Genomic DNA, 26,221 nt, shown 5'->3' on the forward strand with positions numbered 1-26,221 from the left:
GGCGCCAGTGTAACGCGCATCACCAAAGGATGGGACCGTTTCGCGCGCAACAATCTTTCTTGCCTGGGGGCGGCGGGCAATCTATGTAATATCCTTTCAACCCCACCCCTCCCGGGAGCACAAGACAATACCATGCGGCGGGTCAAACTCGACCGAATTGATCGGCGTATCCTGCGCGACTTGCAGGCGGACGGCCGAATGACCAACGTGGAACTCGCCCGGCGGGCCGGCATTTCTGCGCCCCCCTGCCTGCGGCGCGTCCGCGCGTTGGAAGAGGCGGGCTTCATCCGGGGCTACCATGCGGACATCAACCCCGAGGCCCTGGGCTTTGGCGTGACCGTGTTCGCGCAGGTGGGCCTGTCTTCCCAGGCGGAAGCGGATCTGAAGAAGTTCGAAGGCATGGTCAACAGCTGGCCCGAGGTTCGGGAATGCAGCATGCTGGCCGGCGAAACCGACTTCCTGCTGAAGATCGTGGCCGCGGACTGGGACAGCTACCAGCGCTTCCTGACGACCAAGCTGACTGCGGCCCCCAACGTCAGCCACGTGAAGTCTGCCTTGGCCATCCGCCAGTCCAAGTACACCCCCGGCGTTCCCATCGACGTTGAAGTGGGCCCTGAGGTCCTGGACGACGAGGAAGACGAGGAATAAGCCCCGTCTTTCGGTCCTGCCGATAGCCATAAAGAAAGGCCCCCGCCGGATTGTCCAGCGGGGGCCTTTCTTTTCAGTGCGGGCGTTCCGCCTCAGCGGAAGGCGATCTCCACGATCTCGTAGCTCTTGGAGCCGCCGGGCGTGGTCACCTCGACATTGTCGCCGACATGCTTGCCGATCAGCGCGCGCGCCAGCGGGCTGGTGATCGACAGGAAGCCGTTCTTGATGTCGCTCTCGTCGGCACCCACGATCTGGTAGGTGGACTCCTCGTCCGTGTCCTCATCCGCCAAACGGATGGTGGCCCCGAACTTCACGGCGTTGCCGGTCAGCTTGCTGACGTCGATCACCTCGGCCCGGCTGATCTTGTCCTCCAGCTCCATGACGCGGCCTTCGATGAAGCTCTGGCGCTCGCGGGCGGCATGGTATTCCGCGTTTTCCGACAGGTCGCCGTGCTCACGCGCCTCGGCGATGGCCTTGATCACGGCTGGCCGCTCAACGACCTTCAAATGCTTCAGTTCTTCCTGGAGGCGGGTGTAACCCGCAGCCGTCATCGGGATTTTTTCCATAGCCTTCGATATTCCGTTACTCAGAACCCAGGGGATTTTGCCCTGGGGCGAGCCCCGAGGGGCCGCATCGCGACAACGAGAAACCCTCCCGAGGGTGATCTTGATCCCGGGATGGCGGCCGGTCGGCCGTCATCCCCTGGTCGATCGATCACCCGCAGGTTAGTAAGTCCCGCTCAGATAGGACTGAAGCGGCGCAACCTCAAGGCTGCCGGTGCGCAGCGCCGAGATGGCGTCCACGGCAGCGCGGGCCCCCGCGACCGTCGTGTAATAGGGAATGTTATTGACGAGTGCGGTGCGGCGCAAGCTGAAGCTGTCGGAGACGGCTTGGGCGCCTTCCGTGGTGTTGAACACCAGCTGCACCTCACCATCGATCATGGCGTCGACGATGTGGGGCTGGCCTTCCAGCACCTTGTTGATCTGGCTGACCGGGATGCCGGCCGCCGACAGCACCTTGGCGGTGCCGCAGGTGGCAACGATCCTGAAGCCCATGTCGACCAGGCGGCGGGCCACGGGAACCAGGGCGGGCTTGTCTCGTTCCCGAACCGAAATGAACACCGTCCCGGTGGTCGGCAGGGTTACGCCGGCGCCCAGCTGGGCCTTGGCGAAAGCCATGGCGAAGTTCGGGTCCAGACCCATGACCTCACCGGTGGACCGCATCTCCGGCCCCAGCAGGATGTCGACGCCGGGGAAACGGTTGAAGGGGAACACCGCCTCCTTCACCGCCGTGTGCGGCGGGAAGGCGCCGCCCAGCTTGAAGTCGGCCAATTTTTCGCCAGCCATGACGCGGGCGGCGATCTTGGCGATGGCGGTGCCGGTGGCCTTGGCGACGAAGGGCACGGTGCGCGAGGCGCGCGGGTTCACTTCCAGGATGTAGATGTCCTGGCCGGCCGGGCCGTTGCCGTCCGGATTCGCCTTGATGGCGAACTGGATGTTCATCAGGCCGACGACGTTCAGGCCGTGGGCCAGCGCCTCGGCCTGGCGGGACAGCTCGTCCACCACCGGCTTGGGCAGGGTGTAGGGGGGCAGGGCGCAGGCGCTGTCGCCGGAATGGATGCCGGCTTCCTCGATGTGCTCCATCACGCCCGCGACATAGACCTGGGTGCCGTCGCAGACAGCGTCCACATCCACCTCGATGGCGTCCTGCAGGTAGCTGTCGATCAGCACCGGGTTCTTGCCCGACACCTTTACGGCGTTGCCCATGTAGCGCTTGAGGCCGGCCTGGTCATGGACGATCTCCATGGCGCGGCCGCCCAGCACGTAGGACGGGCGGATGACGACGGGGAAGCCGATCTGCTCCGCCACCTTCTCCGCCTCTTCCAGCGAGCGGGCCAGGCCGTTGGCCGGCTGGCGCAGGTTCAGCTTGTGCAGCAGCTGCTGGAAGCGCTCGCGGTCCTCGGCCAGGTCGATGGCGTCCGGGCTGGTGCCCAGGATGGGGATCCCGGCCTCTTCCAGGTCGCGGGCCAGCTTCAGCGGCGTCTGACCGCCCAGCTGGACGATGACGCCCAGCACCTCGCCGTTGGCCTGCTCCGTCCGCACCAGCTCGATCACGTCCTCGGCCGTCAGCGGCTCGAAGTACAGGCGGTCGGCGGTGTCGTAGTCGGTGGAGACGGTCTCGGGGTTGCAGTTGACCATGATGGTCTCATAGCCGGCCTCGCGCAGGGCGTAGACGGCGTGGACGCAGCAATAGTCGAACTCGATGCCCTGGCCGATGCGGTTGGGGCCGCCGCCCAGGATGACGACCTTCTTCTTGTCCGTTGGCTCGGACTCGCACTCGCCGGCCACGCTGCCGTCACCCTCGTACGTGGAGTACATGTAGGGCGTCTTGCTGGCGAATTCGGCGGCGCAGGTGTCGATGCGCTTGAACACCGGGCGGATGCCCAAACCGCGACGGGCTGCGGCCACGGCCGCCTCGGTGCTGCCGGTCAGGGTGGCCAGGCGGGCGTCGGAGAAGCCCTGGCCCTTCAGCTTGGCGAAGTCGCGCTGGGTCAGGGCGGCCAGGCCCCCCTTCTGGACGGCGGCCTTCACACCGGCCTCGGCCTGCACGACCTCTTCGATCTGGCGCAGGAACCAGGGGTCGACGCGGCAGGCGGCGTGGATCTCCTCCACCGTCAGGCCGTGGCGGAAGGCCTGGGCGATGACCAGGATGCGGTCGTGCGTGGGCTTGGACAGGGCGGCGCGGATCTTCAGCGGATCGACCACGCCGGTGCCGCCGGTCAGGTCCACCTCGTCAAAGCCGGTCAGCCCGGTTTCCATGGAGCGCAGGGCTTTCTGCACCGATTCGGCGAAGCTGCGGCCGATGGACATGGCCTCGCCCACCGACTTCATCGAGGTGGTCAGCAGGGCGTCGGCGCCGGGGAACTTCTCGAACGCGAAGCGCGGCATCTTGGTGACGACGTAGTCGATCGTCGGCTCGAAGCTGGCCGGCGTGGACCCGGTGATGTCGTTGTCCAGCTCGTCCAGGGTGTAGCCCACGGCCAGCTTGGCGGCGATCTTGGCGATCGGGAAGCCGGTGGCCTTGGACGCCAGCGCGGACGAGCGGCTGACGCGCGGGTTCATCTCGATGACGACGACGCGGCCGTTCTCCGGATTCACGGCGAACTGGACGTTGGACCCGCCGGTGTCCACCCCGATCTCGCGCAGCACGGCGATCGAGGCGTTGCGCATCAGCTGGTATTCCTTGTCGGTCAGCGTCAACGCGGGTGCCACGGTGACGCTGTCACCGGTGTGGATGCCCATGGGGTCGATGTTCTCGATGGAGCAGATGATGATGCAGTTGTCGCGGCAGTCGCGCACAACCTCCATCTCATACTCCTTCCACCCCAGGACCGATTCCTCGACCAGGACCTCACCCACCGGGCTGGCGCGCAGGCCGCCACGGACGATGTCGACGTATTCCGCCTTGTTGTAGGCGATGCCGCCGCCGGTGCCGGCCAGGGTGAAGCTGGGGCGTATGATGGCGGGCAGGCCGACATAGGCCAGGGCGTCGGCGGCCTCGGCCTCCGACTTCACCATGCGCGACTTGGGGCTTTCCAGGCCGATCTTGTCCATGGCGTCGCGGAACAGCAGGCGGTCCTCCGCCTTTTCGATGACGTCGGCCTTGGCGCCGATCAGCTTGACCCCCAGCCGATCCAGCGTGCCGTCGTGGAACAGCTTGAGCGCCGTGTTCAGCGCCGTCTGGCCGCCCATCGTGGGCAGCAGGGCGTCGGGGCGCTCCTTCTCCAGGATCTTGGCGACGACGGCCGGGGTGATGGGCTCGACGTACGTGGCGTCGGCCAGGCCCGGGTCGGTCATGATGGTGGCGGGGTTGGAATTGACCAGGACGACCCGGTACCCCTCTTCCTTCAGCGCCTTGCACGCCTGCACACCGGAATAGTCGAATTCGCAAGCCTGGCCGATGATGATCGGGCCGGCGCCGATGATGCAGATGGACTTGATGTCTGTGCGTTTAGGCATGAGGGTCAGCCGCCATTTTTTGAATTCTACCGTCCGGTCAGTCCGGCCCAACCCGACGGGGGCTCCAGACTCCGGCCACACAAAACAATCCCCCGCCCTGGAATGGTGGCGCGGGGGATTGTTCGGCTGAGCCGCTTATATAAAGGGCCCCCGCCCCGGGGGGAAGCGCTGCATATGGGGTGGGGGGGTGCGCCTACCGCAACCCGCGGGGTCAAACCAGGGCTTGATCCTATGGAAACCAGCGGCTTAGGGGGCCTTGGGCGCCGGGGCCGAGACCGGGGTGACGCCGTTGGCGGCGGGATTCGGCGCGGCCGGGTCCTTGCCGTAGCCGCCGCCGGGCCCGTAGTACCAGGGTAGCAGCACGTCCTGCCGGGCGGTGTAGACGGTGCAGCGGGCCGTATCCTGCTTGTCGAAGAAATAGACCGTGCCGGCCTCGCGCTTGCGGTCGGGGTCCACGAGGTTGATGGCCCAGGTGCCGTAGGCCACGCCCAGCGGGTTCTCCCTGGGGCCGAAGGCGCGGTACAGCATGTCGACGCGCTGAATGAAGCGGCCGCGGCGGCAGGCGTCCGACAGTTCGCGCGACACCGTCATCATGCGCGACGCCGGGCCGGCGAAGGCATAGACGATGCGCGGCTGGGTATAGCGCGGTGGCAGGGGCAGGGCCACGGCCGGCGGTGGGCTGGGGTCGTGGGGGCCGGCGCCCACGTGGCCCGGCTGGGGTTGCGCCAGCTTCAGCCCATCATGCGGCGGGGTGGGGCGCACCATCCACTGCGAGGGCGTGGCCGGCGCGGTCTGCGCACACGCCGGCGCCGCAGCCAGGAAGGCCGTCGCCACGATTGCCGGTAGCAGGAGAGAATAGATGCGCATCACTTGAGAATATCACCAATCGACCCTGGCGGGGAGTCGGTGCCGCAAGTGATGAAAAAGCTGTTAACGGGAATTATTTAAAATTTTACCGGTATTGATTCGAGATGGCTCGGCTGATCAGCGGGAACGCAGGTAACGCGTCAGGAAGCCCGCGACCTTCAGGCGCCGCGCCTCGTCCAGGTTGACGAAGTTGATCTTGGCGTCTTTGCCAATAATGGCGGCGACTTGGCCGTCGCAGATGAAGGCGATGTTCTCTTTGCTGTCCTTGAAGGCGACCTTCATCTTGAAGCTCGTCCCCTGGCCCAGGCCGGCGGCCCCCGTGGCGGTAAAGCTGTTGGCTGCCATGTTGTTGATGGGATAGGTCTTCGAATTGATGACCACGCTGGCAGCCAGCGCGGGCACCTTCACCTTTTCCACCACATCTTTTTTCAGGAAATCGAACACGCCCATTATTGGCCTCATGCCGCCCGCGAATGATTTTTATAGCAGCGGCGCAAGATTTTTTCGAGAGGGTGTCGGATACTCAAAAGGTGAGGGCCGGTGAAGCGCTCTTCACCGGCCCTCCAGGCACGTTCATCAATACTTTGGTCAATATTGCCGCGTCAGCGCGCGGCGATGTTCTCGATGAACCGGTCGAACAGATAATGGCTGTCCTCCGGGCCGGGGCTCGCCTCCGGGTGATACTGGACGGAGAACACCGGCTTGTCCTTCAGGCGGATGCCCTCGTTGGTGCCGTCGAACAGAGACACATGGGTCACCTCCACCGTGTCCGGCAGGCTTTCCGGCAGCACGACGAAGCCGTGGTTCTGGCTGGTGATCTCAACCCGGCCGGTGGCCAGATCCTTCACCGGGTGGTTGGCGCCGCGGTGGCCCTTTTCCATCTTGGTCGTCTGGCCGCCCAGGGCCAGGGCCAGCAGCTGGTGGCCGAGGCAGATGCCGAACAGGGGCAGGCCGCTGGCCACGATCTGCTGAATCATGGGCACCGCATAGGTGCCGGTGGCGGCCGGGTCGCCGGGGCCGTTGGACAGGAAGACGCCGTCGGGCTTGTGCGCCAGGATTTCGTCGGCCGTGGCGGTGGCGGGCACCACCGTCACGCGGCAGCCGGCATTGGCCAGGCAGCGCAGGATGTTGCGCTTGGCGCCGAAATCGACGGCCACCACGTGGTGCTTGGGATCGGTCTGGCGGCCATAGCCGCCGGCGATGGTCCAGGCGCTTTCATCCCAGGTGAAGGTCTGGCCGCAGGTCACGTCCTTGGCCAGGTCCATGCCTTCCAGCCCAGGCCAGGCCTTGGCCTGCGCCAGCAGGGCATCCAGGTCGAACTTGCCGTCGGGGGAATGGGCGATGACGCCGTTGGGGGCGCCGCCGTCGCGTATGCGGCGGGTCAGGGCGCGGGTGTCCAGGCCGCCCAGACCCACCAGGCCGTGGCTTTTCAGCCAGGCGTCCAGGTTGCGCGTGGCGCGCCAGTTCGACGGCTCGGTGATATCGACGCGCAGGATCAGGCCCCGGGCTGCCGGGGTCACCGTCTCGATGTCCTCGTCGTTGGTGCCGACGTTGCCGATGTGCGGGAAGGTGAAGGTGATGATCTGGCCGGCGTAGGACGGGTCGGTCAGGATTTCCTGGTAGCCGGTCATGGAGGTGTTGAAGCAGACCTCGCCTACCGACTGGCCGGCGGCGCCGATGCCCTTGCCCCAATGGATGCTGCCGTCCGCCAGAACCAGCACGCCGGTGGCGCCCTCAGGCTGCGGGGGGTGGATGGGGGCGGCTGCGGTCATCGCTTCATTCCATTCGCTGCGGGGCACTCCCCGGACGGCGTTCGCGGCTGCCGGCCTTGAAGGTGCCCTCTCATCTCATCCGGTTCGACCTTGTGGGCGCGCGCTTGAGCACGGGGCGGGAGCCGCCCCCTGGAACGCGGGCATGCCGCAGGGGCCGCCCCAATGTCGTCGGAAATTCTTCTGTCACATAGAGAACACGGGCGGCCGGGTCAAGCGATGGCCCCCATGCTCGGGGCGCGGGGGCGCCTCTGTCATCTGGGCGCTGGCGCTCAAGGGGTTGGGCGGGTAAAGTTCGTCCTTCCCCATTGATTGGCTACCATCCCGCATGCGCCCCCAAAACCTGGGGCAGGCGGATGGCTTGCCGGTTGCCATGAAGCCTCTTGAGGAAGCCGACACATGCTGCGCGAGCGTTTCACCCAGGCCATGAAGGACGCCATGAAGGCGAAGGACACGCAGACGCTGTCCGCCGTCCGGATGATCATGGCGGAACTGAAGAAGCGGGATATCGACGCGCGCCCCAAGGGCCAGATGGACGGCATCCCCGAGGCCGAGATCGGCAGCATGCTGCAGACCATGGTGAAGCAGCGCCGCGAATCCGTGGCCCTCTACCGCCAGGGCGGCCGTGAGGAGCTGGCCGCCCAGGAAGAGGCGGAGATCGCCGTCATCATGTCCTTCCTGCCCAAGCAGCTGACCGAGGAGGAGACGAAGGCCGCCATCGCCCAGGCTGTGACCGACACCGGTGCCGCCAGCATCAAGGACATGGGCAAGGTCATGGCCGTGCTGAAGGACAAGTACACCGGCCAGATGGACTTCTCCACCGTCGGTCCGCTGGTCAAGGCCGCGCTGAACGGCTGAGGTCCCACCCTTTCTGGGGCCGGGCACGCCGCCCGGCCCCATCCTGACAGACCACCTCTAGGACTCCGCCACCGCCCATGGCCCTGCCGCCCCAATTCCTGGAAGAGCTGCGGAACCGGCTGACCCTGTCGGACGTGGTGATGCGGCGCGTGCGCCTGCAGCGGGCGGGGCGGGAGTTCCGCGCGCCCTGTCCCTTCCACAACGAAAAGACGCCCAGCTTCTACGTCAACGACCAGAAGGGCTTCTTCCACTGCTTCGGCTGCGGCGCGCACGGCGACGTCATCGGCTTCATCATGCGCAACGACAATTTGTCGTTCATGGAGGCGGTGGAGGCGCTGGCGCCCGAGGCCGGCTTGACCGTGCCCAAGGCCAGCCCGCAGGAGCGGGAGCGGTTCGAGCGCGAGAAGTCGCTGTATGACCTGGTGGAGCGCGCCACCCGCTGGTTCGAGGCGCAACTGCGCGCGCCGGCGGGCCGCCATGGCCTGGCCTACCTGCGCGGCCGCGGCCTGGATGACGAGGCCATGGCCCGCTTCCGCCTGGGCTACGCCCCCAGCGACGGCACGGGCCTGCGCGGGGAGCTGGTGACCGCCGGCTACACCGAGGCCGACATGGTGGAGGCCGGGCTGTTCAAGCGGCCGGACGACGGCCGTGCGCCCTTTCCCTTCTTCCGTAACCGGGTGCTGTTTCCCGTCACCGACCGGCGCGGCCGGGTGGTGGCCTTCGGCGGCCGCATCCTGGAGGGCGAGGGGCCGAAGTACATCAATTCGGCCGAGAACCCCCTGTTCCACAAGGGCGACATCCTCTACGGCATGAGCCGCGCGCGTCAGGCGGCGGCGGACGGCAAGCCGGTGATCGTCACCGAAGGCTATATGGACGTCATCGCCAGCGTCATGGCCGGGTTCGAGGGGGCTGTGGCGCCGCTGGGCACCGCGCTGACGGAGACGCAGATCCAGGCCCTGTGGAAGCTGGCGCCCGAGGGGCAGCGGATGCCCATCCTGTGCTTCGACGGTGACAACGCCGGCCGGCGCGCCGCCTTCCGCGCGGTGGAGCGGGTTCTGCCCCTGCTGGTGCCAGACCATTCCGTGCGCGTCGCCTTCATGCCGGAGAAGGAGGATCCCGACAGCCTGATCCGCGCCGGTGGTGCCGCCGCCTTCCAGGCGGTGCTGGACCGCGCGCGGCCGCTGACGGACGTGCTGTGGGACATGGAGGCGGCGGACCGCGACTTGACCCAGCCTGACGCCCAGGCCGGCATGCAGGCGGCCCTGGAGGCGCAGCTGGAACGCATTCCGGACGCCCGGGTGCGCAACGCCTATCACCGCGCCTTCAAGGATCGGCTGTACCAGTTGGGCCGTGCCGCGCGCCCCGCCTTCCAGGGCGGGCAGGGGGGTGGCTTCAACCGTGGCCAGCGGCCCGGCGCCTTGCCCTTTCCTGTGGCGCGGCAATGGGACAAGCGGTTCCGTGCCGGCGTGGAGACTGGGTCGGCGCGCTGGCGCGAACGCCTGCTGCTGGCCGTGGTGCTGAACCACCCCGTGCTGTTCGAGACCCTGGGCGAGACGCTGGCCATGATCAGCTTCGCCACCGAGGGGCTGGAACGGCTGCGCCAGGCGCTGGTCGAACGCCTGTTCCACGATTCGGGACTTGACGCCGAGGGTTTACGACGCCACTTGTCAGCTTGCGGCTTCGCCGAGGAACTGGATGAGACGCTGGGGGCGGACCTGCCCTCTTACGCCCGTCCGGAGGCGACGCCCGAATCCGCCCGCGCGGGCTGGCAGGAGGTTTGGCTCAATTCCCAGGAATTGGTGTTCCAGACCGAGCTGCGCGAGGCGGAAAGACGCCTGGCCGAGGATCCCAGTGAGGAGACCCTGGCCCGGCTGATGGCCCTTAAACGGGAAGAGTTGATACGCCGGGGCCATGCCCTGGATCCGGAAGGTGAGGGCGTCTGACGCCGCCACCCCGAGGTACCCCCGCACCGGACGGGGGCGGACGGTTCCTCCAGTCGGCACGCCCATCGCGGCGCGTTCCACGGACGGCCCGGCCGGAGGAGGTTGGAAATGAGGTTGCGCTGGGGAGCGACGATTACGCGAAAAGGCGACACGGGTCCGGCCAGGACGGACGGTTAGGGATGATGAGGGGTGGCGTTACCGGGATTTTCATCCGGTGCGGCGCCTTTTTTTCGTCCCAGCCCCTGTTTTTGGTGGGAACCGGCGCTTTCTTTGGGTATCGGAAGCACCAGTTTAGTCCGGCACCCGGTGTCGACGGCCCCCTGTGCAGACGGATCGGGCCCCGGATTGCGTGTCTGTGAGTGAAGGGTATGGGCCGGCGCCCATGAAGGCCGGCCGTCAGGGTTGAACCGGCGTTCAGTTGGTTTGCATTTCAGTTAGTCGGGGACATTGAGCGAATGGCCACGAAAGCAGCGCAGAGTGCGGACGTTTCCGAGGCGCGTGAGGAACAGGTGGACGGCCCGCTGATGGATGGCATGGGCCTGGCCGTCAAGAAGATGATCCAGCGCGGCAAGGAGCGGGGGTTCGTCACCTATGACGAGCTGAACGCGGCCCTGCCCCCCGACCAGTCCTCCTCCGAGCAGATCGAGGACACGATGGCCATGCTCAATGAGATGGGCATCAACGTCATCGAATCGGAAGAGCAGGATTCCGAGGCCAGCGGTGAAGGCGGTGGCGACGGCGAGGGCCGTGTCTCCGGTAACCTGGACGACGACGACATCGGCCGCACCGACGACCCGGTGCGCATGTACCTGCGCGAGATGGGCTCGGTGGAGCTGCTGTCGCGCGAGGGCGAAATCGCCATCGCCAAGCGCATCGAGGCCGGCCGCGAGATGATGATCGGCGCGATCTGCGAATCGCCGTTGACCATCCGTGCCATCATCCAGTGGCACGAGGCCCTGAACGAAGGGAAGATGCTGCTGCGCGACATCATCGACCTGGACGCGACCTATGGCGTCGATCCGGAGTCGGGTGAGCTGACCGAGGCCGTGCTGGGCGCCGAGGAGGCCCCGCGCGAGGAAGGGGCGGCCGAGGGTGGCGAGGGCGCCGGCGACGGTGAGGGCGGTGAGCGCCCCGAGGGCGGCGAGGGCGGTGAGCCCGGCGAAGGCGGCGAGGAAGAGGCCGGCATTTCGCTGGCCGCCATGGAAGCCGAACTGAAGCCCATGGTGCTGGAAACCTTCCAGACCATCGAGGACACTTACGACAAGCTGCACAAGATGCAGGAGCTGCGGCTGGCGGCCATCCAGCGCGGCGAGGATCTGGGCAAGGCCCAGGACAAGAAGTACGACAAGCTGAAGGCCGAGCTGACCGAGCTGGTCAACTCCGTGCGGCTGAACAACAGCCGCATCGAGGCCCTGGTCGAGCAGCTGTACGGCATGAACCGCCGCCTCATGGGCTTTGAGGGCAAGCTGCTGCGCCTGGCGACCGACTGCAAGGTCAAGCGCGAGGACTTCCTGCACCACTACTACGGCAGCGAGCTGGACCCCAACTGGCTGGACCGGGTGAAGGGCAACTCCAAGGCCTGGGCCAAGTTCGCCGAGCGCAGCGCCACCGAGATCGTGAAGGTCCGCGAGGGCATCAACGAGATCGCGGAAGGCGTGCGCCTGCCCATCAGCGAATTCCGCCGCATCGTCTCGACGGTGCAGAAGGGCGAGAAGGAAGCCAGCCGCGCCAAGAAGGAGATGGTGGAGGCCAACCTGCGCCTCGTTATCTCCATCGCCAAGAAATACACCAACCGCGGCCTGCAGTTCCTGGACCTCATCCAGGAAGGCAACATCGGCCTGATGAAGGCCGTTGATAAGTTCGAATACCGGCGCGGCTACAAGTTCTCGACCTACGCCACCTGGTGGATTCGCCAGGCCATCACCCGGTCCATCGCCGACCAGGCCCGCACCATCCGCATCCCCGTGCACATGATCGAGACGATCAACAAGCTGGTGCGCACCTCGCGCCAGATGCTGCACGAGATCGGCCGCGAGCCGACGCCGGAGGAATTGGCCGAACGGCTGATGATGCCGCTGGAGAAGGTCCGCAAGGTCCTGAAGATCGCGAAGGAGCCCATCAGCCTCGAGACGCCGATCGGCGACGAGGAAGACAGCCACTTGGGCGACTTCATCGAGGACAAGAACGCCGTCCTGCCGCTGGACGCCGCCATCCAGGCGAACCTGCGCGAGACGACCACCCGCGTCCTGGCCTCGCTGACCCCGCGTGAGGAGCGTGTGCTGCGCATGCGCTTCGGCATCGGCATGAACACCGACCACACCCTGGAAGAAGTGGGCCAGCAGTTCAGCGTGACCCGCGAGCGTATCCGCCAGATCGAGGCGAAGGCGCTGCGCAAGCTGAAGCACCCTTCCCGCTCGCGCAAGCTGCGCAGCTTCCTGGACACCTGATCCCGTCAGGGGTTGGGCACTGAGTAGCGAGAAGGGCGGTCCCGCTGGGGCCGCCCTTTTTGTTTCGAGATACTGCGAGAAATAAGCTCAGGGATTCTCAGCATACAGTTTAGATCCGTATTTAGCTCAAGAACTTGCCAATAAGCGCTAGTATGCCGGAGGCAATGAGATTCCCTACGGCGCCTTCGCATGAGGTACGAATCGATGCTAAGCCTTGCTGAATGCGGGAACTTCTGGGAGTTCTAGAACCAAGCTCTGCATCAATCTCGGCGAGGGCGGAAAGTGTAGAGGTTTGTATCTGCTCTGGAAGTTGATTTGTGCAGATTCTTATTTGGCGTGTAATCTCTCTTAGTTCTGTGAAGTCTGACGGGGTGTAACTCGTGCCCTGGTTTGTTTGGACCTGTGATTTAGAAACGTCGCCAAGGATTCCTACATTCCCAGTTATGTTATATGTGTTTCCGGACATTTCGCGGACGGCCTCTCGTTCTTTTAGTGTGAAGTGCATTCCGATCCCTAGAACCCCAGCTTTCTCCAGGGATAATGACCAGTCTAGTATCCTATTTCTTACGGCATCTAGAAGACGGATAGCGGCAGAAATTGGAATGTGAACTTGGAACTGGGTTTGGAAATTAAACATATCAGACAGAACGATTTGCTGTTGCTGATTCGGTGAATAGGCTACATATCCTGCGCCGTCTTCTGTTCTTCTAACAGTATCTTCTATAACGCTAATAGCGTCATTTGCCTGGAACTTTGACACTATGTCTTCTATTCTTTGATCATTGATTATCGCTGGAATCCATCCTCGATATGGATTCCAAGCCTTTAGCTTTCCGAAAAGTATTCTGTATTCTGGCAAATTATTCAGATCTGGATACCCATTCATCTCATGGTCTATCCATTCTCTAACATCTGTAAGATCAAGTTTCACAGATACTATCTTTGCTTTCCGGAGAAGGTCGGCAATAAGCGTCTCGCTGTCCATCGCGGCAGCTTGTAGCTGTAGGACCAGGGAGTTCATGAAGGGCTCGCGCGACGAAGTGGGGGCTAACTACTAATAGTAGCCCTTTCTAGCTTTGCCGCTAGATCATTGTGCTGACCTGTACGAACACCAGTTCAACGGCATAACTCACCCTACTCCAGCAACATGTCCGCCAGGTTCTTCCTTTTCGCCGCCGCCGGTGCCTTCGCCTTCTTCGGCGCCTTGGCCGGGGCGCGCAGGGCGGCGTCCACGGCCAGGCGGGCCCAGCGCAGCAGTTCGTCGGGATCGTCCATGGCGCCCTCGGGTGGGGTGTAATAACCCAGCGAGCGGTGCGGCTTGTCGGCCCAGGGGGCGAAGCGGATGCAGCCGGCGGCCTCGAACTGGGGTTGGCTGATGGCGTCGGCCTTCAGGTACAGCGTGTCGTCGCGGGTGATGAGGCCGAAGTTGCGGCCGTGCAGAGTCAGGCCCCGGCCGCCGAACAGGCGCGGGGCTTCAACCGATCCTCCATATTCGTTTGAAAGGGGGGCCAGCAGGTCCAGGATGTAGTCCAGGAAATCGGGGGAGACGGGCATGGTCGCTGCTCCCCCGCGCGGGCGCGCTTATTTCTTACGAAACGCGTCCAGCGCCACGACGGTGCCGCCCTGCTTGGGCGCGTCGTCGTCCTCGCCCTCGGGGGCGGCCTCTTCGTCCTCGGCGGCCTCGTCCACCGCGTCCTCGCCCTCTTCCTCGTCGGGGGGCTGGAACTGCAGGGCGAAGTTGACCGAGGGGTCGGCGAAGGTGGTGATGGCCGCCATGGGCACCACCAGGCGCTCATGACTGCCGTTGAAGCTCAGCGTCACTTCCACCCGCTCGTCATTCACGTCCAGGCCATAGAACTGGTACTGCAGGACGATGGTGATCTCATCCGGGTACTTGGCGCGCAGGAATTCCGGCATGCGCACGCCCGGATACTGGGTGCGGAAGCTGATGAAGAAATGATGCTCGCCGGGCAGGCCATGCTCCTGCACTTCCTTCAGCGCATCGCGCACGACGCGGCGCAGGGCGGCCTCGACCATACGGTCGTAGCGAAGGAGATCGGTGGACATGGCAGGCAAAACGCTCCGGTAGCGGGGTACAACGTCACCAATAGACCCGCCCGGCGCGCGATTTGCAAGCTTGGGCGCGCGAAAACGCCGGCAGGTGGGTCAAAGGACGGGCCGACCGGCGGCTTGGACGTCCGCCGATCGGGGCCGTTCAGTGGGGGGCTTCTGTTGCCGGGTGCCCCCCGAACCCCGTTCTTAGCTTTCCGCTAATACCCCGTTGAGGGTATTAGGCGGCCATGCGAAGAGCAGGCGCCGAATTATCGTTGGCACCTATGAAATGGCCCGATAACGGCGGAACCATGCCGAGCGAAAACCATGCCTTTACCACGCACGTCGATCCTGATTCGCCCCCATGATGGTGGAGGCGCCGGGTACCGCCCCCGGGTCCGCAACGCTTATTCCGCAAGGCGTTTATCGCCATAGTCGGGCAAGCCCGACATTTCCAATATAGGGATGCGGGCACGAAAGTGAAAGGCCTTCGGGGAATGGCAGGCCCGCGACCTTTCCGTGGAACCGGTTGTTCGGCGCCGACCATGGCCTGGGCCCCGCCGGCGTCTATGGCTTCTTGAGATATGGGGTTCCGCACGCCCGGGCGCTACATTATGTAGTGATACCGTTTCCGCGTCGGGCCGCCCGGCGATCGTTTGTTGAGGGCTGCCATGGCGCATCCGGAATACCAGTACCTATCGCTGCTGCGCCGCCTGATCGACCACGGGACCGCCCGGGTGGACCGTACGGGCGTGGGCACCAAGGCGCTGTTCGGCGAGCAGATGCGTTTCGACCTGTCGGTCGGTTTCCCCCTGCTGACCACGAAGAAGATTTTCCACCGCCAGGCCATCCACGAGATGCTGTGGTTCCTGTCGGGCGATACCAGCATCCGCCCGCTGCTGGCCAACAAGGTGCGCATCTGGACGGACTGGCCGCTGGCCAATTACCGCAGAAAGACGGGCGAGGAGATTTCGCAGGAAGACTTCGAGGCCCGCGTGTTGGCCGATGACGCCTTCGCTGCCCAGTGGGGCGACCTGGGCCCCGTCTATGGCAAGCAGTGGCGGCGCTGGCAGGGGCCGGACGGTAAGGTCATCGACCAGATTCAGGAACTGGTGGACGGCATCCGCACCAATCCCACCAGCCGGCGCCTGCTGTTCACCGGCTGGAACGTGGCCGACCTGCCCGACATGGCGCTGCCGCCCTGCCACATGACCTATCAGTTCTTCGTGGCAGACGGGAAGCTGTCCGGCCTGATCTTCCAGCGCAGCGCCGACACCCTGCTGGGCCTTCCCTGGAACCTGTGCGAGGGCGCGCTGCTGATCCACATGCTGGCCCACCAGTGCGACCTCTCCGTGGGTGACCTGGTGTGGCAGGGCGGGGACGTGCACCTCTACCTCAACCACATCCCCCAGGCGGAAGAACAGCTGACGCGCGCGCCGCGGCCCTTCCCCCGGCTGGTGATCAAGCGCAAAGCCGACAGCCTGTTCGACTATCGCTTCGAGGATTTTGAGATCACCGGCTACGACCCGCACCCGCACATCAAGGCCGACGTGGCGGTGTGATCAGGGAGGTGGCGGGCGGCAACTTTTGCCTGTGTATCTCGGCAATATTTGCTGATCCGGTTGTTGTCTCCGACCACGCATCTTCTTCCCACCGCAGCCGCCCTGGCCTTTGGTGGCGAACGCTTCTGGCACGCCAGGTGCTTGCCCCGGCCGCAGTTTCGCGCGTTCGGAGGGGGAACAGACGTGACGACGATTAACGCGGCATCCGGCGGCGCGCCGGATTTCACCCGCATGTCCCGCAGCCAGATGATGGGCGTGGCTGGCGGTCTTTATCAGTCCGGACAGATCAGCCTGGAACAGATGGGCAAGCTGGAGATGATGGGGCGCCTGGGCAAGGTGGGGCCCAATGGCCAGTTCCAGGCCTTCACGGCGCAGGAGCGCGCCAGCCTGGACAGCCAGCCGGTCAACTACATCGACCAAACCCGGAAGGTCATCAGCGCCATTGAGCAGCGCGGTGACGCCACCAATCCGCTCTCCGGCTATCAGGACTGGAAACAGCTTCTGCTGACCCTGCAAGAGGCCTGAGGCGGCCCGCCGGTGGGGCCACCGGAGTGGCCCTCAGCGTCCCGCCGCCCGCCTGCTAGCATGCCCCCGCTCAGGTGTTGATGCGGGGATGTATCATGCGCGGGATGTGGGGACTGGTGGCGCTGCTGCTGCTGACGGGGGCGCCGATGGTGGGCCAGGCGGCCACGGGCAAGGCGGTGGTGGCCGCCAACCGGGCGCCGCCGGCCGCCGGCGCGGTGGATACGGTGGCGACCCCGGTGGCGGCACAGGTCGACGCTTTCCTACAGGGCCAGATGCGGGCGCTGGGCATCCCCGGCCTGCAGGTGGCGGTCATCCAGCACGGGCGCCTGGTGCTGTCGCGCAGCTATGGCGTGGCCAACCTGCAGACGCCGGTGCCGGTGACCAATGAGACGATCTTCGCCGTCAATTCCATCACCAAGGCCTTCACCGGCGTGGCCGCGATGCGGCAGGTGCAGGCCGGGCGGCTGGACCTGGACGCGCCCGTCGGCCAGTACCTGGACGACCTGCCCGCCGCCTGGCGCCCCATCACCATCCGCCAGCTGCTGACCCACATGTCCGGCTTGCCCGACATCAACCGCGCGCCGGGCGACCGGGACGAGCGGGTGGGGGGTGACGCCATCTGGGCCTGGGTGCAGGCCCAGCCCATGAAGTTCACGCCCGGCGAGCGCTTCGATTACTGCCAGACCAACTACACCCTGGTGCAGCGGGTGGTGGACACGCTGACCGGCCAGCCGCCCGACACGCCCATCATCGGCTGGGAGATCGAGGCGGCGGGCATGACCCACACCGCCTTTGGCGACAGCAGCATGGTCACGCCGGGCAAGGCCGCCGGCTACCGCAACAGCTATGCGCCCAATCCCGCTGGGGGGCCGGATGGCGCCCCGGTGGCAACACCCCGCCCGGTCTATGAACTGTTCCGCCCCATGCATCGCGCCTCCTCCGGCCTGGACAGCACGGCGGAGGATATGGCGCGCTGGATGATCGCCGTCAGCCAGGGTCAGTTGCTGGACGCCGACAGCCTGCGCCTGCTGTGGACGCCCGCCGCCTTCAACGATGGCCGCGCGGGCCAGTGGGGCCTGGGCTGGGAGGTTTTGGACCGCGGCGGCCATCGCGCCGTGGGCATGACCGGCGGCGGCCGCTCCGCCTTCTTCCTCTACCCGGAGGATGAGGTGGGCGTGGTCATCCTGACCAACCTGTCCGGCGCGTTTCCTGAGGACATGATCGACCAGGTAGCCGCCCTCTATGGCGCCAAGCTGGCCGGCCTGGCCGCCCTGCGCGTGGACATCCAGCGCCACGGCTTCGACCAGGTGCCGGCGCTCTACGCCGCGATGAAGGCCCGCGAGCCGGGCGTGACGTTGCAGGAGGCGGAATTGAACGACTGGGGCTATCGCCTGCTCAGCAACGGCCAGCCCCGGAGCGCCCTGGCCATCCTGAAACTGGCCGCCGACCTCTACCCCGACAGCGGCAACGCCCAGGACAGCCTGGCCGAGGCGCTGGCGGCCACCGGCGACAAGCCCGCCGCCATCCTGGCCTACCAGCGCGCCCTGGAGCTGGACCCGAAGAACCAGAACGCCGAGCGGCGGCTGGGGGCGCTGAAGGCGGGCGGGTGAGGGGCGTGGACAGGGCAGGCGGGCGGACTTACCCTTAAGATATCCGTTGCCGATACGACCACGCCAATGACCGCGCCCACGCTATAGACTTGCTGAGGCAACACGAACCGGAATTTCGCCGCGCCGGCATCGGCGCGCTATTCCTATTCGGCTCCGTCGCGCGGGATGAGGCCACCGAGGCGTCTGACGTCGATGTCTTCTTCGACCTGGACCGGCCCCAGGGCTTCACCTTGTTCAGCCTGGCGGCGGTGCAGGAGCGCCTGCAGGATATCCTGGGCGCCAAGGTTGACGTCTCATGACCCGCGACGGCATTCACCCCCGGCGGCGGGAACGGATCGAGGCGGATGGCGTGCGGGTGTTTTGATCTTTCATTTTATTGGCAGGCGATGTCCCCCTAATTCCCATACGGTAGGCAAGGTCAGATCTGGGCCCATAATTGCCATGCGAATAGGGCGGCCGGTCATCTCCGTGTCTTTATCTGGAAACCGTAAATTCGGGAATGGCGACAAATGCTTCTGATGAGGGCTGTTTATATCAATTCTCTCGCAACTGTGTTTGGAGGAAATAGCAAATAAAAATCCTCTCGATTTCATTGAGATAATATAGTGCAGATCTATATTTGCATCTCCAGCATATGTGTTTATTATTGATTCTTTTTCTTCTCTTGTGATCATTATATCGACTGAGGTTGCCATATTGGTGGGTGCGGCCTCGATCATGTAGGTTTCCGGTTCAATTCTATATTGAGTTGAGAGGTGGTTTGTGGGAAACGTAATCCGAAGCAAAAGTGTTGCCGCGCCTGCTCCTTTAGGGGCAGTTTCAGATTTCCATTTAGCAAAAGCTCTGTCGGAGCCATCTGCCATAGGTGAGACCAGAGCCCATCGAGAGAGACCACTTTTATGGAAACTGAATTTTATTCTATTAGCGGCAGTTCCGAGTTGCAGAAGATAGATATCATCTTGCTGTGGCCACAGGCGCCAGGAGCACGAGTGAGGCCCTGATTCATGGCCAACAACGAACTTAAAGGCTTTTGAGGTCATCTGAAGATTCCTTAATGATCTAAAGGAAACTGAGCTAAAGGATCGAATGCGCGAAACGCATTAAATCTCCAGGCTGCCCATTTAGGCACCCCCGCCCTTTGATCTTCCGCATTCTCACCATCCCCCGTTTGCCGTAAAACCGCAGGCCTTGAGCGTTCATCAGCCAGGCTCCTTGATCCCATGCCCGATTCCGCGCCCATTCCCTTGGCCCTCATCGCCGCCGTCTCCACCAACAACGTCATCGGGGTGGAGAACCGCCTGCCGTGGCGCTTGAAGGGAGATCTGAAGTATTTCAAGGAGATGACCCTGGGCAAGCCGGTGGTCATGGGCCGGCGGACGTGGGAGAGCATCGGGGCTAAGCCGCTGCCGGGGCGCACCAACATCGTCGTGACGCACAAGAAGGACTACCGCGCCCACGGCGCCGTGGTCTGCCACAGCCTGGACGCCGCCATCGAGCAGGCGCGCCTGATCGCGGCGGTCGACGGCGCGCCGGAGGTGATGGTGATCGGCGGGGAGCTGCTGTTCGCCACCGCCCTGAAGACCGCGCACCGCCTGTATCTGACCGAGGTGCACGCCAGCCCGGAGGGCGACGCCTTCTTCCCCACCTTTGACCGGGCTGAATGGCGGGAAGTGTCGCGGCGCGATGTGCCGGCGCTGGAGGTGGAGGTCGACCCCGCCCCGGCGCACAGCTTCGTGGTGCTGGAGCGGGCATGATCCTCACCCCCATTCCCCTGGAGGAGTTGCCGGCCATCCTGGCCGACCTGCGCGGCCGCCTGACCGGCGCCGATCCGCTGGTCGCGGAGGTGTTCGAGCGCATCGCCGCCACCTTGGACCTGGTGCCCCTGGGCGTGGATACGCCCCAGCACCGGGCGGACGGCGTCGCGCTGGCCCACCGCTTCGGCATCGAGACCATCGATGAACTGCCCATGGCGGCCTACAGCTGGGACGGTCGCGCCATCCGAACCCAGAGCGAGTCCTATGTGCTGATCCATGAGATCGGCCACTGGCTGGTGGCGCCGCCGGAGCGGCGGGGCCTGGTCGATTTCGGCCTGGGCGCCGGGCCGGAGACGGGCCGCATCGAGGAAGCCAACGCCGCCATCTGCGTCGACCAGGAAACCCAGATCGAGGAAGAGGCCCTGTCCTCCCTCATCGGCATCCTGTGGGAGGTGGAACTGGGCCATCCCGCCATCATGGCCTTCCTGGAGCAGAACTGGCTGGAAGGCTGGGACCGCGCCGCCTGCATTGACAACCTGGCCGACAATCTGGCCAATTTGCATCGGCGGGGATTGATTGATGCGAATTACCGCCCAATTCCGCCAGAACATTTCGAAGTAAAGCGGCGCGTCGCAAGCTTGTAATATTGTGCGTTGCGGCGAGGGCAATAAGACTTTCCGCCGGGCGCCGGCCAACAGGAAGCGGCGCGAGGGTCTATACTGACGGGGGATTGTAAGTGCCCCGCCCATCGGTCACTGTTTTGCTTAACGAACAGACCGAGAGGGTTCCCATGTCGATCGCGCACGCGTCGTCCGCCCCCATTCCCTCAACAGAGAACGCCCCGGATGGCCCCGCCATCCTGTCCCTGATCGGCAATACGCCGCTGGTCCGCGTCACCAAGGTCGATACCGGCCCCTGTGAGCTGTACCTGAAGCTGGAAAACCAGAACCCCGGCGGCTCCATCAAGGACCGCATCGGCCTCGCCATGGTGGAGGGGGCGGAGAAGGCGGGCCGGCTGAAGCCCGGCGGCACGGTGGTGGAGGCGACGGCCGGCAACACCGGCCTGGGCCTGGCCCTGGTCTGCGCCGCCAAGGGCTATCGCCTGGTGCTGGTCATCCCCGACAAGATGGCGGCGGAGAAGATCAACCATCTGCGGGCCTTGGGCGCCGAAATCCATGTGACGCGCAGCGACGTGGGGAAGGGCCATCCCGACTATTACCAGGACATCGCCGAGCGGCTGGCCGCCGAGATCCCCGGTGCCGTCTACATGAACCAGTTCGCCAACCCCGACAACCCGGCGGCGCATGAGCGCTGGACGGGGCCCGAGCTGCTGCGCCAGATGGACGGGCGGCTGGACGCCGTGGTGGTGGGTGTGGGCTCCGGCGGCACGCTGACCGGCCTGGGCCGCTATTTCCGCGCCGCCAGCCCGCGCACCCGCATGGTGCTGGCCGACCCCCAGGGCTCCATCCTGCGCGACCTGGTGAAGACCGGCCGGCATGACGAGCCGGGCAGCTGGGTGGTGGAGGGCATTGGCGAGGATTTCGTGCCGCCCAACTGCGACCTGCAGTATGTGGAGGACGCCTACACTATCCCCGATGCCGAGAGCCTGAACGCGGCGCGCGAGCTGCTGCGCCGGGAGGGCATCCTGGGCGGTTCCTCCAGCGGCACCCTGTTCGCCGCCGCCCTGCGCTATTGCCGGGCGCAGACGCTTCCGAAGCGCGTGGTCACGCTGGTGTGCGACACGGGCAACAAGTACCTGTCCAAGATGTTCAACGACGGCTGGATGGCCGACCAAGGCTTCCTGCCCAGCGCCCGCACCGGCGATCTGCGCGACCTTATCACCCGGCGGGTGGACAAGGGCCAAGTGGTGACCGTCTCGCCCGACGACACCCTGCTGACGGCGTACAAGCGCATGCGCATCTCCGACGTCTCGCAGCTGCCGGTGATGCAGGGCGGCCGCGTGGTGGGCCTGCTGGACGAGTCCGACCTGCTGCTGCATGTCGAGCCCGACCCGTCGCGCTTCCGCGAGGCGGTGCGGGAGGCCATGACCTCGCGCCTGGAAACCGTGCCGGTGACCGCCCCCATCAGCGCGCTGGACGCCATCTTCAGCCGCAACATGGTGGCCCTGGTCACCGAGGGGGACGCCTTCCTAGGATTGCTGACCCGCGTCGACCTGCTGAACCATTTGCGCCGGCAGCTGGGCTGACGCCCGCCCTCTGTCCCGCGCCCCGCTTTCATCCCCAAGGAATCCCCATGGCCGACCGCAGCCACAACCGTCCCCTGTCCAACCAACGGGCCTTCGCCACCCGCACCGTGCATGCGGGGCAGGAGCCGGACCCCAGCACCGGCGCCATCACCGTGCCCATCTACGCCACCTCCACCTATGTGCAGGAAAGCCCCGGCGTCCATAAGGGCTATGAGTACAGCCGCAGCCAGAACCCCACCCGCATGGCCTATGAGCGCTGCGTGGCGGATCTGGAGGGCGGGGTGCGGGGCTATGCCTTCGCCTCCGGCCTGGCGGCGGAGGCCACCATCCTGGAGCTGCTGGACGCCGGCAGCCACATCATCGCCATGGACGACCTCTACGGCGGCAGCTACCGCCTGCTGGAACGGGTGCGCAAGCGCTCCATGGGCCTCACCTCCCGCTTCGTCGACATGACCGACCCGGCCAAGCTGGAGGCGGCGCTGACGCCCGACACCCGCCTGCTGTGGGTGGAGACGCCGACCAACCCGCTGCTGAAGCTGGTGGACCTGGAGGCCGTGGCCGCCTTCGCCCGGCGGCATGGGCTGATTTCCGTGTGCGACAACACCTTCGCCACGCCCTACGCCCAGCGGCCGCTGGAGCTGGGCTTCGACATCGTCGTGCATTCGGCCACCAAGTACCTGAACGGCCATTGCGACATGGTGGGCGGCGTCGCCGTGGTGCGGGAGGAGGGGGAACTGGCGGACCGCCTGGGCTTCCTGCAAAACGCCGTGGGCGCCGTGGCCGGTCCCTTCGACAGCTTCCTGGCGCTGCGCGGGCTGAAGACCCTGTCCCTGCGCATGGAGCGGCACAGCGCCAACGCCGCCGCCATCGCCCAGTGGCTGGAACGCCACCCGGCGGTGGCGGGGGTGCGCTATCCCGGCCTGGCCAGCCATCCGCAGCATGAACTGGCCCGGCGCCAGATGAGGGGCGGCGGCGGCATGGTTTCCGTCAGCCTGAAAGGCGGGCTGGAGGCGGCGCGGCGCTTCCTGGAGCGGACGGAGCTGTTCTCCCTGGCGGAAAGCCTGGGCGGGGTGGAAAGCCTGATCGAGCATCCCGCCATCATGACCCACGCCTCCATCCCGGCGGAGCTGCGGGCCGCGGCCGGCATCGACGACGGCCTGGTGCGCCTGTCGGTGGGCATCGAGGACGTGGACGACCTGATCGCCGACCTGGACGCCGCCCTTAGCACTACCCTGGCCTAAACCTCTGGCCTAAACCGGCGCCTAGGCTTGTCGGTTGTAACAGCCTAACCTTTTGCCACGTGGCCTTTGCCGCGAAAAAGCGGCATTCCATGCGATGTTGCCTGGGCGATCGCGCCCGTGGAATCGGTGCCGGAATTGGGATGCCGTTCGAATGTTTGGCAGTTTGGCTTGAGGTTAGGCGATGCGGCGTCTGTTCGATGCTGACGGTAAGCGGACCGCCCTTCAGGGGGTAATGGACGACCAGGCCTTGCGTGAACTGTCGGGTATCGACTACCTGCCCTTGGGCCTGACGGCCGAGCAGATGGCGGCACTGGAGGAATCCTTCCTGGAAGCCCAAACCAGCCGCAAGGGCCGCACCTTCTGGGGGCGCCGCGGGCGGTGAAATTTTCGGGGGACCTCGACATGAGGAAGGCCGGCTGCCATCTTTAATGGGCGACTTGCTTAGGACCGGTGCCCATGTCCGCCATAGACTTCAGCCATCTGACCGTTGAGGAGCGTCTCGATCTGATCGGGGAGCTTTGCGACAGCTTGGAGAATGAGGCGCTACCGATATCGGAAGCGCTGGCCGCTGAACTCGATCGCCGCGATGCGACTTTTGAGGAAGACAAGCGGCATGCTGTTCCTTGGTCGGAGGTGCGGGCAAGTTTGTGGCGGAACCGGACCTGACTGGTGAAATGCTGAATCTCTATTTCCTGCCCGTCGCGCAGTCGGAAATTGAGGCGGCACGGCAGTGGTATGATGATCAGCTTCCGGATTTGGGAACACGCTTCCTGATCGCCGTCGATGGTGTGTTGGCTCGTATTCAGGGCAATCCGCACCAATTCCCCATCGTCCGGGCGGGTATCCCGGCGAGCGATCATCAATGGTTTTCCCTATGCGCCGTATTTCAAGGTGAGTGGCGGCAACGTCTATGTCACAGGGGGCGTTCATATGCGGCGCCATCCAAGGCGATGGCGCCGATAGGGCCGTCCGATTACTCCGCCGCCGCGACGCGGCGCTGGGTGGCGGAGTTGTGGGCGTAGGTGTCCCAGGTGGGCTCATAGCTGTCGTCGGCCTGGTTGCCCCACACGGTCCATTTGGGCCGGGCGCCGCGGGCGAACATCTCCAGATAGGGGCCGGGGCTGCAGGCCTCGATCAGGTCGTACTGCTCATCGGGCTTGCGCGAATGCTCCCGCTTGCGCGTGCCTAGATAGTTCACCTGGGTGCGGCCGGGGTCCAGCGTGCGGGCATTCTTGCCGCGCACACCGAACAGGATCAGTTCGGTGACGTTGCGGAAATAGAAGCCCACGCCGCGCCCGTCGGAGCCGCCGTCCTTGCGCAGCTTATGCCACACCAGGTTGGTCTTGTACTGGAAGCCCCAGGCCTGCATGACCTGCAACCCCTCCGGCAGCAGGGCATTGGGCACCCACAGGTACAGATGCGCCGTGTCGGCCAGCACCTTGGCCACCGGCAGGGCGCAAATCTCCTCCACCGATAGGGTGCCGTAGCGCGACAGGCGGTGATGCTCCGGCGCCATCTTGCCGGTGCGGTTCACGAATCGCCAGGGCGGGTCCGCCAGCACGGTGGCGAAACGCTTCTTGCCGGCCACGGCCAACAGGTCGCGCGCCGGGTCCAGATCGGGCTGAGCGGGGGAGGGGGCGGAGGTCACAGGGAGGGTCATGCCGGCTTGCCGTCCATCCGTCCGTTCATCACTGGCCGGGAAATAAAGTGAAGAAGGCTACGGAACATATGTAGAACACGAGCGCCCGGGCGGCGCAAGGGATGATCATCGTTTATGCGGCCTTACGGGCGGGGCGGCAAGGCCTGAAGACGTTGGCGCAGCGACAGAAGGTCCCGCCAGGTTTCGCGCTTGGCGCCCGGGTTGCGCAGCAGATAGGCGGGGTGCAGCAGGGCCAGGGCGGGCAGGGGCCGGGTCAGGCCGGGGCTGCCGTAGTCGAACCACCGGCCGCGCAGCCGGGTGATGCCCTCCGTCTTGGCCAGCAGGGTCTTGGCCGAGATGCCGCCCAGGAAGACCAGGATGTCGGGGTCGGCAATCTCCACATGCCGCTGGACAAAGGGCAGGCAGGCGGCGATCTCGCTGTCCGTGGGGTTGCGGTTGCCGGGCGGGCGCCAGGGCAGGATGTTGCTGATATAGACCGCCTTGTCCGGCGCTTCGGCATGGCGGTCCAGGCCGATGGCGGCCAGCATCTTGTCCAGCAGCGCGCCGGCCGGCCCGACGAAGGGCTTGCCCTGCCTGTCCTCCTGCTCGCCCGGCGCCTCGCCCACCAGCATGACGCGCGCCTTGGGGTTGCCGTCGGCGAAGACGGTGGAGCTGGCGGTTTGCTTCAGGGGGCAGCCGTCAAAGGCCAGCAGGGCCTTGTGCAGTTCGTCCAGCGTGGTGGCGGCCATGGCGGCACCGCGGGCGCTGGCCCGGGCCTCGCTCATGCCCAAGGGGCTGCCGGGCGGACCATCGCCGCCAGCCAGGGCAGCGAGGGGAGGCGGGCCACCGAAACTTTTTTCCGGCGGTGTGGCGGAACGGCCAGGGGCGGCGGCGGACGGGGCGCCGGCCGGCGGGCGGCCCGGGCCGGCGTCGCGCGCAGTAGGCGCCCTGCGGCTGGCCACCTGGGTCCAGTCCGTCGGCTGGTCGTTGATCGCTTCGTCGGCACCGATCTCGACCAGCCAGGCCAGATCCGTGACGGCTTTTGCCGTGTCAATCATGATTTGACCCTACCATCGCTGGT

Annotated in this window: 26 protein-coding genes and 1 other RNA gene; 15 read left to right on the forward strand and 12 right to left on the reverse strand. The window is 65.4% G+C overall.

Annotated elements, in window-relative coordinates; translation table 11 throughout:
* Positions 1-132: 132 nt before the first annotated feature.
* Positions 133-648: an Lrp/AsnC family transcriptional regulator gene (locus FBZ87_RS16440; RefSeq protein ID WP_145611371.1), complete on the forward strand. Its 516-nt coding sequence runs from the start codon at positions 133-135 to the stop codon at positions 646-648.
* Between the two features lie 92 nt (positions 649-740).
* Here FBZ87_RS16440 and greA read toward each other — a convergent pair whose 3' ends face one another.
* From greA to carA, 5 genes are all read right to left on the reverse strand, one after another.
* Positions 741-1,214: a transcription elongation factor GreA gene (greA, locus tag FBZ87_RS16445; RefSeq protein ID WP_145611372.1), complete on the reverse strand. Its 474-nt coding sequence runs from the start codon at positions 1,212-1,214 to the stop codon at positions 741-743.
* Between the two features lie 159 nt (positions 1,215-1,373).
* The gene (carB, locus tag FBZ87_RS16450) at positions 1,374-4,667 is read right to left on the reverse strand and encodes a carbamoyl-phosphate synthase large subunit (RefSeq protein WP_145611373.1); all 3,294 of its coding nucleotides are present in this window, start codon (positions 4,665-4,667) and stop codon (positions 1,374-1,376) included.
* Positions 4,668-4,913: 246 nt separating this feature from the next.
* On the reverse strand, positions 4,914-5,534 hold the full coding sequence (locus tag FBZ87_RS16455; RefSeq protein ID WP_145611374.1) for a hypothetical protein: 621 nt from the start codon (positions 5,532-5,534) through the stop codon (positions 4,914-4,916).
* A gap of 117 nt (positions 5,535-5,651) precedes the next feature.
* Entirely contained in the window at positions 5,652-5,984 is a 333-nt protein-coding gene (locus FBZ87_RS16460; protein WP_145611375.1) for a hypothetical protein, read from the reverse strand.
* Positions 5,985-6,136: 152 nt separating this feature from the next.
* Positions 6,137-7,306, reverse strand: a complete 1,170-nt coding sequence (gene carA / locus FBZ87_RS16465; protein ID WP_145611376.1) for a glutamine-hydrolyzing carbamoyl-phosphate synthase small subunit — start codon at positions 7,304-7,306, stop codon at positions 6,137-6,139.
* Positions 7,307-7,702: 396 nt separating this feature from the next.
* Between carA and FBZ87_RS16470 the strand changes: the two genes are divergently transcribed.
* From FBZ87_RS16470 to rpoD, 3 genes are all read left to right on the forward strand, one after another.
* Positions 7,703-8,161: a GatB/YqeY domain-containing protein gene (locus FBZ87_RS16470; RefSeq protein WP_145611377.1), complete on the forward strand. Its 459-nt coding sequence runs from the start codon at positions 7,703-7,705 to the stop codon at positions 8,159-8,161.
* A 77-nt stretch (positions 8,162-8,238) separates the two neighbouring features.
* Positions 8,239-10,104 (forward strand): DNA primase, encoded by a 1,866-nt coding sequence (gene dnaG, locus FBZ87_RS16475; protein ID WP_145611378.1) that lies wholly within the window; start codon positions 8,239-8,241, stop codon positions 10,102-10,104.
* A gap of 455 nt (positions 10,105-10,559) precedes the next feature.
* Positions 10,560-12,551, forward strand: a complete 1,992-nt coding sequence (gene rpoD / locus FBZ87_RS16480) for an RNA polymerase sigma factor RpoD (RefSeq protein ID WP_145611379.1) — start codon at positions 10,560-10,562, stop codon at positions 12,549-12,551.
* A gap of 121 nt (positions 12,552-12,672) precedes the next feature.
* On the opposite strand, the gene FBZ87_RS16485 is transcribed toward rpoD, so the two are convergent.
* The 4 genes from FBZ87_RS16485 to ssrA all read right to left on the reverse strand — a co-directional run bounded on the left by FBZ87_RS16485 (position 12,673) and on the right by ssrA (position 15,092).
* Positions 12,673-13,572 (reverse strand): AbiTii domain-containing protein, encoded by a 900-nt coding sequence (locus tag FBZ87_RS16485; RefSeq protein WP_145611380.1) that lies wholly within the window; start codon positions 13,570-13,572, stop codon positions 12,673-12,675.
* 113 nt (positions 13,573-13,685) lie between these two features.
* A complete protein-coding gene (locus FBZ87_RS16490; protein ID WP_145611381.1) occupies positions 13,686-14,105 on the reverse strand; it encodes a TfoX/Sxy family protein in 420 nt (139 codons plus the stop codon).
* Between the two features lie 27 nt (positions 14,106-14,132).
* A complete protein-coding gene (locus tag FBZ87_RS16495) occupies positions 14,133-14,618 on the reverse strand; it encodes an SspB family protein (protein ID WP_145611382.1) in 486 nt (161 codons plus the stop codon).
* Between the two features lie 150 nt (positions 14,619-14,768).
* Positions 14,769-15,092, reverse strand: a transfer-messenger RNA (tmRNA) gene (gene ssrA, locus FBZ87_RS16500).
* 182 nt (positions 15,093-15,274) lie between these two features.
* Between ssrA and thyA the strand changes: the two genes are divergently transcribed.
* The 4 genes from thyA to FBZ87_RS16520 all read left to right on the forward strand — a co-directional run bounded on the left by thyA (position 15,275) and on the right by FBZ87_RS16520 (position 18,599).
* Complete coding sequence (gene thyA / locus FBZ87_RS16505) at positions 15,275-16,165, forward strand: thymidylate synthase (protein WP_145611383.1); 891 nt, start codon at positions 15,275-15,277, stop codon at positions 16,163-16,165.
* Between the two features lie 183 nt (positions 16,166-16,348).
* The gene (locus FBZ87_RS16510; protein ID WP_145611385.1) at positions 16,349-16,690 is read left to right on the forward strand and encodes a hypothetical protein; all 342 of its coding nucleotides are present in this window, start codon (positions 16,349-16,351) and stop codon (positions 16,688-16,690) included.
* A gap of 95 nt (positions 16,691-16,785) precedes the next feature.
* Positions 16,786-18,300 (forward strand): beta-lactamase family protein, encoded by a 1,515-nt coding sequence (locus FBZ87_RS16515; RefSeq protein WP_246134436.1) that lies wholly within the window; start codon positions 16,786-16,788, stop codon positions 18,298-18,300.
* Between the two features lie 89 nt (positions 18,301-18,389).
* The gene (locus FBZ87_RS16520) at positions 18,390-18,599 is read left to right on the forward strand and encodes a nucleotidyltransferase family protein (protein WP_211106965.1); all 210 of its coding nucleotides are present in this window, start codon (positions 18,390-18,392) and stop codon (positions 18,597-18,599) included.
* A gap of 69 nt (positions 18,600-18,668) precedes the next feature.
* Here the strand turns inward: FBZ87_RS16520 and FBZ87_RS16525 are convergent, their stop codons facing one another.
* On the reverse strand, positions 18,669-19,340 hold the full coding sequence (locus FBZ87_RS16525; RefSeq protein WP_145611387.1) for a hypothetical protein: 672 nt from the start codon (positions 19,338-19,340) through the stop codon (positions 18,669-18,671).
* A 180-nt stretch (positions 19,341-19,520) separates the two neighbouring features.
* Between FBZ87_RS16525 and FBZ87_RS16530 the strand changes: the two genes are divergently transcribed.
* From FBZ87_RS16530 to FBZ87_RS16560, 7 genes are all read left to right on the forward strand, one after another.
* Positions 19,521-20,054, forward strand: a complete 534-nt coding sequence (locus FBZ87_RS16530; RefSeq protein ID WP_145611389.1) for a dihydrofolate reductase — start codon at positions 19,521-19,523, stop codon at positions 20,052-20,054.
* A complete protein-coding gene (locus FBZ87_RS16535; protein ID WP_211106966.1) occupies positions 20,051-20,698 on the forward strand; it encodes an elongation factor P hydroxylase in 648 nt (215 codons plus the stop codon). The genes FBZ87_RS16530 and FBZ87_RS16535 overlap by 4 nt, the downstream gene beginning before the upstream one ends.
* A 146-nt stretch (positions 20,699-20,844) precedes the next feature.
* Positions 20,845-22,260: a pyridoxal-phosphate dependent enzyme gene (locus FBZ87_RS16540; protein ID WP_425465731.1), complete on the forward strand. Its 1,416-nt coding sequence runs from the start codon at positions 20,845-20,847 to the stop codon at positions 22,258-22,260.
* A gap of 47 nt (positions 22,261-22,307) precedes the next feature.
* A complete protein-coding gene (locus tag FBZ87_RS16545; RefSeq protein ID WP_145611391.1) occupies positions 22,308-23,501 on the forward strand; it encodes a cystathionine gamma-synthase in 1,194 nt (397 codons plus the stop codon).
* 181 nt (positions 23,502-23,682) lie between these two features.
* Positions 23,683-23,883, forward strand: coding sequence for a hypothetical protein (locus FBZ87_RS16550; RefSeq protein ID WP_145611393.1), 201 nt, complete (start codon positions 23,683-23,685; stop codon positions 23,881-23,883).
* A gap of 74 nt (positions 23,884-23,957) precedes the next feature.
* Positions 23,958-24,167 carry an addiction module protein gene (locus FBZ87_RS16555; protein WP_145611394.1) on the forward strand — a complete coding sequence of 70 codons (210 nt, stop codon included), beginning with the start codon at positions 23,958-23,960 and terminating at the stop codon, positions 24,165-24,167.
* An 8-nt stretch (positions 24,168-24,175) separates the two neighbouring features.
* Positions 24,176-24,523: a hypothetical protein gene (locus tag FBZ87_RS16560; RefSeq protein ID WP_145611396.1), complete on the forward strand. Its 348-nt coding sequence runs from the start codon at positions 24,176-24,178 to the stop codon at positions 24,521-24,523.
* Here FBZ87_RS16560 and FBZ87_RS16565 read toward each other — a convergent pair.
* Positions 24,475-25,161 (reverse strand): MT-A70 family methyltransferase, encoded by a 687-nt coding sequence (locus tag FBZ87_RS16565; protein WP_145611398.1) that lies wholly within the window; start codon positions 25,159-25,161, stop codon positions 24,475-24,477. The genes FBZ87_RS16560 and FBZ87_RS16565 overlap by 49 nt on opposite strands.
* Before the next feature lie 122 nt (positions 25,162-25,283).
* Positions 25,284-26,198, reverse strand: coding sequence for a uracil-DNA glycosylase (locus FBZ87_RS16570; RefSeq protein WP_145611400.1), 915 nt, complete (start codon positions 26,196-26,198; stop codon positions 25,284-25,286).
* Positions 26,199-26,221 lie beyond the last annotated feature (23 nt).

Origin of the sequence: Nitrospirillum amazonense (assembly GCF_007828035.1) — a bacterium.
In the GTDB taxonomy this organism is placed as follows: Bacteria; Pseudomonadota; Alphaproteobacteria; order Azospirillales; family Azospirillaceae; genus Nitrospirillum; species Nitrospirillum amazonense.

What these genes read in the sequence shown, in the direction of transcription:
- FBZ87_RS16490 (WP_145611381.1), bottom strand. Translation starts at nt 14,105, where the DNA reads ATGCCCGTCTCCCCCGATTTCCTGGACTACATCCTGGACCTGCTGGCC.
- carA (WP_145611376.1), bottom strand. Translation starts at nt 7,306, where the DNA reads ATGACCGCAGCCGCCCCCATCCACCCCCCGCAGCCTGAGGGCGCCACC.
- FBZ87_RS16570 (WP_145611400.1), bottom strand. Translation starts at nt 26,198, where the DNA reads ATGATTGACACGGCAAAAGCCGTCACGGATCTGGCCTGGCTGGTCGAG.
- FBZ87_RS16560 (WP_145611396.1), top strand. Translation starts at nt 24,176, where the DNA reads ATGCTGAATCTCTATTTCCTGCCCGTCGCGCAGTCGGAAATTGAGGCG.
- FBZ87_RS16565 (WP_145611398.1), bottom strand. Translation starts at nt 25,161, where the DNA reads ATGACCCTCCCTGTGACCTCCGCCCCCTCCCCCGCTCAGCCCGATCTG.
- FBZ87_RS16550 (WP_145611393.1), top strand. Translation starts at nt 23,683, where the DNA reads ATGCGGCGTCTGTTCGATGCTGACGGTAAGCGGACCGCCCTTCAGGGG.
- FBZ87_RS16540 (WP_425465731.1), top strand. Translation starts at nt 20,845, where the DNA reads ATGTCGATCGCGCACGCGTCGTCCGCCCCCATTCCCTCAACAGAGAAC.
- FBZ87_RS16470 (WP_145611377.1), top strand. Translation starts at nt 7,703, where the DNA reads ATGCTGCGCGAGCGTTTCACCCAGGCCATGAAGGACGCCATGAAGGCG.
- FBZ87_RS16515 (WP_246134436.1), top strand. Translation starts at nt 16,786, where the DNA reads ATGCGCGGGATGTGGGGACTGGTGGCGCTGCTGCTGCTGACGGGGGCG.
- FBZ87_RS16495 (WP_145611382.1), bottom strand. Translation starts at nt 14,618, where the DNA reads ATGTCCACCGATCTCCTTCGCTACGACCGTATGGTCGAGGCCGCCCTG.
- thyA (WP_145611383.1), top strand. Translation starts at nt 15,275, where the DNA reads ATGGCGCATCCGGAATACCAGTACCTATCGCTGCTGCGCCGCCTGATC.
- FBZ87_RS16535 (WP_211106966.1), top strand. Translation starts at nt 20,051, where the DNA reads ATGATCCTCACCCCCATTCCCCTGGAGGAGTTGCCGGCCATCCTGGCC.
- FBZ87_RS16545 (WP_145611391.1), top strand. Translation starts at nt 22,308, where the DNA reads ATGGCCGACCGCAGCCACAACCGTCCCCTGTCCAACCAACGGGCCTTC.
- FBZ87_RS16485 (WP_145611380.1), bottom strand. Translation starts at nt 13,572, where the DNA reads ATGAACTCCCTGGTCCTACAGCTACAAGCTGCCGCGATGGACAGCGAG.
- carB (WP_145611373.1), bottom strand. Translation starts at nt 4,667, where the DNA reads ATGCCTAAACGCACAGACATCAAGTCCATCTGCATCATCGGCGCCGGC.
- greA (WP_145611372.1), bottom strand. Translation starts at nt 1,214, where the DNA reads ATGGAAAAAATCCCGATGACGGCTGCGGGTTACACCCGCCTCCAGGAA.
- FBZ87_RS16530 (WP_145611389.1), top strand. Translation starts at nt 19,521, where the DNA reads ATGCCCGATTCCGCGCCCATTCCCTTGGCCCTCATCGCCGCCGTCTCC.
- FBZ87_RS16455 (WP_145611374.1), bottom strand. Translation starts at nt 5,534, where the DNA reads ATGCGCATCTATTCTCTCCTGCTACCGGCAATCGTGGCGACGGCCTTC.
- dnaG (WP_145611378.1), top strand. Translation starts at nt 8,239, where the DNA reads ATGGCCCTGCCGCCCCAATTCCTGGAAGAGCTGCGGAACCGGCTGACC.
- FBZ87_RS16460 (WP_145611375.1), bottom strand. Translation starts at nt 5,984, where the DNA reads ATGGGCGTGTTCGATTTCCTGAAAAAAGATGTGGTGGAAAAGGTGAAG.
- rpoD (WP_145611379.1), top strand. Translation starts at nt 10,560, where the DNA reads ATGGCCACGAAAGCAGCGCAGAGTGCGGACGTTTCCGAGGCGCGTGAG.
- FBZ87_RS16440 (WP_145611371.1), top strand. Translation starts at nt 133, where the DNA reads ATGCGGCGGGTCAAACTCGACCGAATTGATCGGCGTATCCTGCGCGAC.
- FBZ87_RS16555 (WP_145611394.1), top strand. Translation starts at nt 23,958, where the DNA reads ATGTCCGCCATAGACTTCAGCCATCTGACCGTTGAGGAGCGTCTCGAT.
- FBZ87_RS16525 (WP_145611387.1), bottom strand. Translation starts at nt 19,340, where the DNA reads ATGACCTCAAAAGCCTTTAAGTTCGTTGTTGGCCATGAATCAGGGCCT.